8 protein-coding genes are annotated in these 7,538 nt (G+C 66.1%); 5 read left to right on the forward strand and 3 right to left on the reverse strand.

Annotated elements, in window-relative coordinates; genetic code table 11:
* The 4 genes from DYI24_RS17125 to DYI24_RS17140 all read left to right on the forward strand — a co-directional run.
* Positions 1 to 1,730: xanthine dehydrogenase family protein molybdopterin-binding subunit (locus DYI24_RS17125; RefSeq protein ID WP_164573155.1), on the forward strand; the 1,730-nt coding region annotated here is incomplete at its 5' end.
* Positions 1,731 to 1,807: 77 nt separating this feature from the next.
* Positions 1,808 to 2,422, forward strand: coding sequence for a LemA family protein (locus tag DYI24_RS17130; RefSeq protein WP_164573156.1), 615 nt, complete (start codon positions 1,808 to 1,810; stop codon positions 2,420 to 2,422).
* A 4-nt stretch (positions 2,423 to 2,426) separates the two neighbouring features.
* Positions 2,427 to 3,353 (forward strand): TPM domain-containing protein, encoded by a 927-nt coding sequence (locus DYI24_RS17135; protein WP_164573157.1) that lies wholly within the window; start codon positions 2,427 to 2,429, stop codon positions 3,351 to 3,353.
* A 13-nt stretch (positions 3,354 to 3,366) separates the two neighbouring features.
* Positions 3,367 to 3,864: a TPM domain-containing protein gene (locus DYI24_RS17140; RefSeq protein ID WP_164573158.1), complete on the forward strand. Its 498-nt coding sequence runs from the start codon at positions 3,367 to 3,369 to the stop codon at positions 3,862 to 3,864.
* 81 nt (positions 3,865 to 3,945) lie between these two features.
* Here DYI24_RS17140 and DYI24_RS17145 read toward each other — a convergent pair whose 3' ends face one another.
* The gene (locus tag DYI24_RS17145; RefSeq protein ID WP_164573159.1) at positions 3,946 to 4,557 is read right to left on the reverse strand and encodes a glutathione S-transferase family protein; all 612 of its coding nucleotides are present in this window, start codon (positions 4,555 to 4,557) and stop codon (positions 3,946 to 3,948) included.
* 208 nt (positions 4,558 to 4,765) lie between these two features.
* Here DYI24_RS17145 and DYI24_RS17150 point away from each other — a divergent pair, with 208 nt between their 5' ends.
* Entirely contained in the window at positions 4,766 to 5,743 is a 978-nt protein-coding gene (locus DYI24_RS17150; protein ID WP_164573160.1) for a hypothetical protein, read from the forward strand.
* Between the two features lie 155 nt (positions 5,744 to 5,898).
* On the opposite strand, the gene DYI24_RS17155 is transcribed toward DYI24_RS17150, so the two are convergent.
* Together DYI24_RS17155 and DYI24_RS17160 are read right to left on the reverse strand one after the other, a co-directional pair.
* Positions 5,899 to 6,672, reverse strand: a complete 774-nt coding sequence (locus DYI24_RS17155; RefSeq protein ID WP_107343581.1) for a ferredoxin--NADP reductase — start codon at positions 6,670 to 6,672, stop codon at positions 5,899 to 5,901.
* Between the two features lie 316 nt (positions 6,673 to 6,988).
* The coding region (locus DYI24_RS17160) for a CoA transferase (RefSeq protein WP_164573161.1) at positions 6,989 to 7,538 on the reverse strand (550 nt) is incomplete at its 5' end.

The raw sequence follows: 7,538 nt of genomic DNA on the forward strand, positions 1-7,538 counted from the left end.
GGCTGATCCCGTCGGCGATGGAGCCGCGCTCGACCATTGCGGAGATCGAGAAGAAGACCGGCCGGTTGATCCTGCACACCCAGTCGCAGACCCCGGGCCAGACCCGCGACGCGCTCGCCGAGGCCCTCCTGAAGCGGCCGAAGGAGAGCATCCAGGTGCTGGTCGGCGATATCGGCGGCGGCTTCGGCCAGAAGACTGGCGTCTATCCGGAAGACGCGCTGGTGGCGTATGCGGCGGTGAAGCTGAACCGCAAGATCCGCTGGCGCGGCGATCGCACCGATGAGTTCGTCGGCGGCACCCATGGCCGCGACCTGACCTCGACCGCCTCGTTCGCGCTCGACTCCAAGGGCAAGGTGCTGGCCTATCGCGTCACCTCGATCGGCGGCACCGGCGCTTATTTGGCGGGGGCCGGCGTGATCATTCCGCTGGTGCTCGGCCCGTTCGTGCAGACCGGCGTGTATCACCTCCCGGTGGTGCATTTCGACATCAAGGCGGTGATGACCCACACCGCACCGGTCGGCGCCTATCGCGGGGCCGGGCGGCCGGAGGCGGTGTACATCGTCGAGCGGCTGATGGATGCCGCCGCGCGCAAACTCAACATGGACCCGCGCGCGATCCGCAAGATCAACTACATCAAGCCGTCGCAGCTGCCCTACACCAATGCGGTCGGCCAGGTGTACGACAGCGGTGCGTTCGCCCACATGATGGACCGCGCCGCCGAGCTGTCCGACTGGGACGGCTTCAAGGCGCGCAAGAAGGCGGCGCAGAAGAAGGGCCTGCTCTACGGCCGCGGTGTCACCAGCTACATCGAATGGACCGGCGGCCGCGCCCACACCGAGAACGTCAAGCTGCACGCCACCGCCGAAGGCCGCGTCGTGCTGCATTCCGGCACCCAGGCGATGGGGCAGGGGCTCGAGACGACCTACACCCAGATGATCGCCGCGGCGCTCGACATTCCGCTCGACAAGATCGACGTCGTGCAGGGCAACACCGATTTGGCGATCGGCTTCGGCAGCGTCGGTTCGCGCTCGCTGTTCGTCGGGGGCACTGCGGTTGCGGTGTCGTCGGCCGAGATGATCGCCAAGGCGCGCGAGAAGGCGGCGAACATTCTCGAAACCTCGATCGAGGACATCGAGTACTCCGGCGGCATGCTGACCATCGCCGGCACCGACCGCAAGATCAGCCTGTTCGAGATTGCCGCCAAGGAGAAGGGCGCGCGCCTCAGCGTCGACTCCACCGGCGAGGTCGACGGACCGTCGTGGCCGAACGGCGCGCATATCTGCGAGGTAGAAGTCGATCCGGACACCGGCGTTTCCCGCGTGGTGCGCTACACCACGGTGGACGACGTCGGCAATGCGGTGAACCCGATGCTGGTCGCCGGCCAGATCCATGGCGGCGTTGCCCAGGGCGTCGGCCAGGCGCTGTACGAGAACGCCGCCTATAATGACGACGGCCAGCTCCTGACCGCGAGCTATCTCGACTACTGCATCCCGCGCGCCGACAACCTGCCGCCGATCAACGTCACGCTCGATCCGTCGGCGCCGTGTAAGACCAATCCGCTCGGCGCCAAGGGCTGCGGCGAGTCCGGTGCGATCGGCGGCCCGCCCTGCGTGGTGCACGGCGTGCTCGACGCGCTGGCCCCGCTCGGCGTCACCACGCTGAACACGCCGCTGACCCCCGAAAAGGTCTGGCGCGCGATCCAGGACGCCAAGTCGGCCCAGGCGGCTTAGAACCTCAACGCCCGCAATACCGACAAAGACACACCGGCGCATGCTATGCTGCGCCGGTTCGCGTGCGGGAGAGATCGATGCGGAAGTTTCTGACGATGCTGGCGGCGCTCGCCGCGCTCAGCCTGAGCAATTGCGGCTACAACACCATCCAGAGCGAAGACCAGGAGGTGAAGTCGACCTGGTCGGAGGTGGTGAACCAGTATCAGCGGCGCGCCGATCTGGTGCCGAACCTCGTCAACTCGGTGAAGGGTTTCGCCCAGCAGGAAAAGGACGTGCTGCTCGGCGTCACCAACGCCCGCGCCAAGGTCGGCAGCATCCAGGCGACGCCCGAGGTGCTGAACGATCCGGCCGCGTTCCAGAAGTTCCAGCAGGCGCAGGGCGAACTGTCGAGCGCACTGTCGCGGCTCTTGGTCGTCACCGAGAACTATCCGCAGCTCAAATCGGACGAGCTGTTCAAGAACCTGATGGCGCAGCTCGAAGGCACCGAGAACCGTATCACCGTGGCGCGCAACCGCTACATCAAGGCGGTGCAGGCGTATAACGTCACGGTGCGCTCGGTGCCGACCAACTTCACCGCGATGATGTTCGGCTACAAGGAAAAGCCGAACTTCACGGTGGAGAACGAGAAGGAGATTTCGACCGCGCCGAAGGTCGATTTCACCCCGGCGCCGGCGCCTGCGCCGGCCAAGTAAGCGCATGACCGCGGCGACGATGCGCGCCGTCCGCGCCGGATGGCTGGCGCTGCTCTTCTGCGTCGTCGCAGCGGTGCTGACGCCGTTCGCCCGCGCCGATGTCACGGTGCCGGCGCTGACCGGCCGCGTCGTCGATCAGACCGGCACGCTGTCCGAAGCTGCGGTGGCGCGGCTCGATCAGAAGCTGAAGGCATTCGAGGCCCGCAAGGGCAGCCAGATTGCGGTGCTGATCGTGCCGACCACCCAGCCGGAGGCGATCGAGCAGTTCTCGATCCGGGTCGCCGAAGCCTGGAAGATCGGCCGCAAGAAGGTCGATGACGGCGCGATCCTGCTGGTCGCCAAGAACGACCGCAAGCTGCGCATCGAGGTCGGTTACGGCCTCGAAGGCGCGCTGCCCGACGTCACCGCCAAGCGGATCATCGACGAGATCATCCCGCCGAAATTCAAGGCCGGCGATTTCGACGGCGGTATCGAGGCCGGCGTCGACCGGATGATCGGCGTGATCGACGGCGAACCGCTGCCGACGCCGCAGCCGCAGCACGAATGGGCGGCGCCGGAATCGATGGATGAGCTGACCGGCTGGGCGATCCCGCTGTTGTTCGGCACGCTGGTGCTCAATGGCTTTCTGAAAGCGGCGCTCGGCCGCGTCGCAGCTTCGGGGCTGACCGGCATCATCGTCGGCGCGGTGGCGATGCTGTTCGGTCTGGTCTGGTACATCGCGCTGGTCGCTGGCTTCGCCGGGTTCCTGCTGGCGCTGGTGATTGATCTGTTCGGCGGGCCGACGATCTCCTCGGGACGCCGCGGCGGTTGGTCCGGCGGCACCTGGACCGGTGGCAGCAGCGGTTCGTCGTGGTCGAGCGGTTCGAGCGACAGCGGCTTCAGCGGCGGTGGCGGCAGCTTCGGCGGCGGCGGCGCGTCGGGAAGCTGGTGAGGAGAGACGTAGCATGGGCATCCGGCGGATCGGCAAACACCTGTTCACCAGCCGCGGCGCGGTGCACCGCGCATTTTCGCCGGATGCGTTCGATGCGATCGAACTTGCCATCAAGGCGAGCGAAACCCGCCACGTCGGCCAGATCCGCTTCGTCGTCGAAGGCGCGCTCGACGGTGCGCCGCTGTTTCGCGATCAGCCGGTGCGCGAGCGCGCGCTCGACATCTTCTCGCAGCTTCGGATCTGGGACACCGAGCACAACAACGGCGTGCTGATCTATCTGCTGCTCGCCGACCGCAACGTCGAGATCATCGCCGATCGCGGCATCGACGGCCGCGTCAGCGCCGACACCTGGGAGACGATCTGCCGCGAGATGGAAGCCGAGTTTCGCGAGGGCCGGTTCGAGCAGGGCGTGCTCCGCGGCATCGACCGCATCACCGCGCATCTGGCCGAACACTTCCCGCGCAGCGGCCCGAGCCCCAACGAAATCCCCGACGCACCGGTGGTGGTGTAGTAACACGGCGGCATTCCACCTCGCCCCGCGTGCGGGGAGAGGGAGCAAGCGTCGGCGCTTGGCTTTCGAAACGAAAGCTCCTCACGCCTTCGCTGAAGGGCGCGCCGCGATGCGCTCGAACCACTCGGCGATGTTGGTGTTGGCCGGATCGAGCGGCTGGCCGACCTTGGCGCCGAAGTCGAGCCAGCAGTACAGCAGCAGATCGGCCAGCGTCAGCCGCGAGCCGCAGACGAATTCCTTGCCCTTCATCTGCTCGTTCATCCAGCGAATGCGATCAGCCGCCATCTTCTTCAGCCCGGGCGCGGCTTCCGGCACGCACACCATCCGATCCTGAAACATCTTCAGTCCTTCTGCGAAGCGGAAGCCGTTGAGCAGCGGCTCGCAGATGTAGAGGTCGATCCGCCGCGTCCACATCCGGCATTCGGCACGCTCTTCCGCTGTGGTGCCGATCAGCGGCGGCTGCGGATGCTTCTCCTCGAGATATTCGCAGATCGCGGTGATCTCCGCCAAGAAGCTGCCATTGTCGAGTTCGAGAGTGGGCGTCTGGCCGTGGGGATTGCGCACGAGATGTTCGGGCGTTCGATTCTCGCCGGCGCGGACGTCGAGCGTGTGGGTCGGAATCGTCAGGCCTTTCTCGGCGATGAACATCCGCACCAGGCGAGGATTGGGCCCGATCGAATCGTACAGCTTCATGGTCGTCTCCCTGATCGGCGCTTGGCTGCGCCTATGCTGATCGATCTGTCCTAGCGCGGGACACCGTGCGGTGCAAAGCCGCGCGGTGCGTCATGCTGTGCGCGTTCCTCACGATTCGTGAAATTTCCGTAACCGTCGGCGGAAGTAACGATTTCGCAAGTAATAAAAGTTACCGAATAGTATCAAGCTGATCTGGAGGATTTGACACGTGGACGAGCATCGCAACGAGCCCATCGGTGAACAGCAGACCGGCGCGGCCGCCGCGACGGACGGAGCGCAGGCGAACGCCGGCAGCGCCGAAACAAGCTCAGCCTCCGCGCATCAGGCGACCCCGGCCAATACGCCGGCCAATGCGGGCGCCGCCAAGCCGAGCGAAGCGAAGCCCGCCGGCAAATCCGAGATCGAGAAGTCGGACGGCGTCAGCCGTCCGCGCCCCGGCACCGTAACCATCATGGCGCCGTCGCCTCGCGAAAATCTGTATCGGCACTGGGACGATGAGATCGAAGTCGAGGCGCCCGATGAGGCGAGCCAGTCTGCGGTTCATCGCTTCGGCGTGCGCAAGCTCGCGGCGGTCGCTGCGGCTGTGATCCTGGCGGCGATCGCCGGTGCGGTCGGTGGTGCACTCGCCACCGCCAGCCTGTCGCATCGGAGCGACGCCGAGACTACTGCGGCATCGGCGCAGGTGAAGACGCTCGACGCGCAGGTGGCGCAGCTCCAGACCGAACTGTCGGCGCTTAAAGCCGATCTCGACCACGCCGCCAAGCAGAGCACGGCGCAGCTCGGCAAGACCGCGGACCGGATCGAGAAGCTCGAGAAGGCGCAGGCCGAGCCGGCCGCCAAAATCGCCAAGCTGAGCGAGACCGTCGAGAAACTGCGCACCGCGCAGGTCCAGCCGCCGGCTGCGCCCGCGCCGGCTCCGGCCAATGTTGCCGCGGTCCCCGCCAAGGACGTCACCGGCTCGATCACGCCGAAGGCCGACGCTGCGAAGCCGGGCCGCTTGCCGACGGTCGAAGGCTGGGTGCTGCGCGATGTGTATGACGGCGGCGCGGTGGTCGAAGGCCGCTCCGGCACTTACGAAGTCTATGCCGGTGATCCGATCCCGGGTGTCGGCCGCGTCGATGCGATCCGCCGTCAGGACGGCCGCTGGGTCGTGGTCACCAGCCGCGGTCTGATCGTCGCCCGCTGATCGCGCAGCGTCATTCCTGAAATTTCAACGGCGCCGGCTGTGAGACAGCCGGCGCCGTTTTGATTTGCTCTCCCGCGGAGCCTCGCTGAGTTGTTCAGGCGCGCGCCGGGCGATAGCAATGAGTTGTCGCCGGCGCGCGATTTCCGAACGGCGCGTCAGCGCTCGACGAACGCCTTCTCGACTACGAAATGACCAGGCTCGCTGTGGTTGCCCTCGCGGAAGCCGCGCTCGCTCAGCATTGCCGGCAGTTCGGCGAGCATCGCCGGGTTGCCACACAGCATCACCCGGTCAGACTCGAGATCGAGACCAGATTGGCCGAGATCGTCGAACAGCTGGCCCGACGCGATCAGATCGGTGACACGGCCGCGGTTGCGGAACGGCTCGCGGGTCACGGTCGGGTAGTAGTGCAGCTTGTCGCGGATCAGATCCCCGAGGAACTCGTGGTCGCGCAGGCCCTCGACCAACTGCTCACCATAAGCCAGTTCGGGAATCTGTCGGCAGCCGTGAACCAGCACGATGGATTCGTAGATGTCGTAGATCTCGGGATCTTTGATCAGGCTGGCGAACGGGGCCAGCCCGGTGCCGGTCGACAGCAGCAGCAGCCGCTTGCCGGGGATCAGATTGCCGGCGATCAGCGTTCCGGTCGCCTTGCGCCCGACCAGGATCTGATCGCCTTCCTTGATCTGCTGCAGCCGCGACGTCAGCGGACCATTGGGCACCTTGATGCTGAAGAATTCCAGCTCTTCCTCGTGATTGGCGCTCGCCATGCTGTAGGCGCGCATCAACGGTCGGCCGTCGACTTCCAGGCCGATCATCGCGAACTGACCGCTCTGGAACCGGAATCCAGGGTCGCGCGTCGCGGTGAAGCTGAACAGGGTGTCGGTCCAGTGCCTGACCGACAACACCGTTTCGGTTTGGAATGCACTCATCGTCTTCTCCTCACCCGCAGGTCATCTCCTGCGTCCGATGAGACGATGTCGCGGATATCGCCCCCTCTTCGCAATTGCGAAATGGCGCCCGCCGTCAATAAGTTGCAAAATTTCCCGGAGGGCACCCCCGAGAGGCGCGACGTGCTATTTTTGGGCGAATCCGAGCAATTTGTTTTCGGGCCCGAGGTGGCCTCGCACCTAGCCTGTGGCGCCTTGCGACAGCAGGTGCCCTCATCGTGACAGTGCACGCCTCCGGGGAAACGGAGGCCGATCTCGCGGGCCTGACGCTGCAGCTCGCAGAGGGGCGCGTCGGCTCCTAGCCGACGGCGCCCGATGCACGCAGCGCCTTGATGGCGGCGTCGTCGTAGCCTGCGTTGCGCAGCACTTCGTCGCTGTGCTCGCCGACGCCCGGCGGCTTGCGCGGCCGGGTCTTGGTGCTGCCTTCGATCCAGATCGGGCTGTTGATCGTGAGCGTGGTGTCGTTCTCGAACGGCACCAGCACTTCGTTTTCGATCAGCTGCTTGTCGGTGGTGATGTCGTCGAGAATGCCGACGACGCCGAACACCAGACCGGTGCCGTCGAGCGCCTTGCGCCAGTCGGCGAGATCGCGCGTCGCAAAGATCTCGTCGAAGATGCCGATCAGTTCGATCGAGCGCGCGTGGCGATCCGCCTTGGTGGCGAAGCGCGGATCGTCGGCGAGATCCTCGCGGCCGAGGCACTTCGTCAGCGTCGGCCACTGCTTCTCTTCGTTGAGCAGCGACAGGATCAGCCAGCGGCCGTCGCGGCAGCGATAGTGATTGGCCACCGCGTTGAGGGCGCGCTCGCGCGGCCGCCGCGGCTGGAACTCGGCGCCGACCAGCTTGGCC

The organism is Rhodopseudomonas sp. BR0C11, assembly GCF_010820945.1.
In the GTDB taxonomy this organism is placed as follows: Bacteria; Pseudomonadota; Alphaproteobacteria; order Rhizobiales; family Xanthobacteraceae; genus Rhodopseudomonas; species Rhodopseudomonas palustris_H.

Coding starts and splice junctions, on each gene's coding strand:
- DYI24_RS17140 (WP_164573158.1), top strand. CDS start 3,367: ATGGGCATCCGGCGGATCGGCAAACACCTGTTCACCAGCCGCGGCGCG.
- DYI24_RS17155 (WP_107343581.1), bottom strand. CDS start 6,672: ATGAGTGCATTCCAAACCGAAACGGTGTTGTCGGTCAGGCACTGGACC.
- DYI24_RS17135 (WP_164573157.1), top strand. CDS start 2,427: ATGACCGCGGCGACGATGCGCGCCGTCCGCGCCGGATGGCTGGCGCTG.
- DYI24_RS17130 (WP_164573156.1), top strand. CDS start 1,808: ATGCGGAAGTTTCTGACGATGCTGGCGGCGCTCGCCGCGCTCAGCCTG.
- DYI24_RS17145 (WP_164573159.1), bottom strand. CDS start 4,557: ATGAAGCTGTACGATTCGATCGGGCCCAATCCTCGCCTGGTGCGGATG.